Origin of the sequence: Protofrankia sp. CiP1_Cm_nod2 (assembly GCF_920664355.1) — a bacterium.
Taxonomy (GTDB): domain Bacteria; phylum Actinomycetota; class Actinomycetes; order Frankiales; family Frankiaceae; genus Protofrankia.
In genome coordinates this window covers 1-698 of sequence record NZ_CAKKTL010000395.1, presented here as the reverse complement: position 1 = coordinate 698, position 698 = coordinate 1, and the positions used below count along the sequence as shown (strand labels likewise).

Annotated in this window: 1 protein-coding gene; it reads left to right on the top strand. The window is 68.2% G+C overall.

All coding sequences use genetic code 11. From position 1 onward, the window contains the following. Nucleotides 1-698 (top strand): multicopper oxidase domain-containing protein (locus NBW84_RS23865; RefSeq protein WP_250287592.1); only part of this gene is annotated, 698 nt, incomplete at both ends.

The window sequence follows — 698 nt, the reverse complement described above, 5'->3', positions numbered from 1 at the left end:
GTGCATCCCCACGGGGTCTTCTACACGAAAGCCAGCGAGGGGGCGCCGTACGCCGACAACACCTCCGGCGTGGACAAGCTCGACGACGCCGTCCCCACCGGCGGCCGGTACACCTACACCTGGCTGGTGCCCGACCGCGCCGGCCCCGGCCCGCACGACGGCAGCTCCGTGATGTGGATGTACCACTCCCACACCCAGGAGGTCAGCGACACCGCCGCCGGCCTGATGGGCGCGATGGTCATCACCGGCAGGGGCCTAGGCCGCCCGGACGGCACCCCGAAGGACGTCGACCGCGAGATCGTCGCCCTTTTCGAAATCATGGACGAGAACCGCAGCCCGTACCTGGAGGAGAACCTCCGCCGTTTCGCCCAGCCGCCCTACCCGCCGCGCGACGACGTGAACTTCACCAGGTCCAACCTGCGGCTGGCCATCAACGGCTACATCTTCGGCAACGAGCCGATGATCACCATGAGGAAGGGTGAGCACGTCCGCTGGTACGTCATGGGCATGGGCGGCGAGCAGGACCTGCACACCCCGCACTGGCACGGCAACAGCGTGCTGTGGAGCGGCATGCGCATGGACACCGTCCCACTGCTGCCCGCCACCATGGCCACGGCCGACATGGTGCCCGACGACGTCGGGACCTGGCTGTTCCACTGCCACGTCAACGAACACCTCCTCGGCGGCATGATCACCCG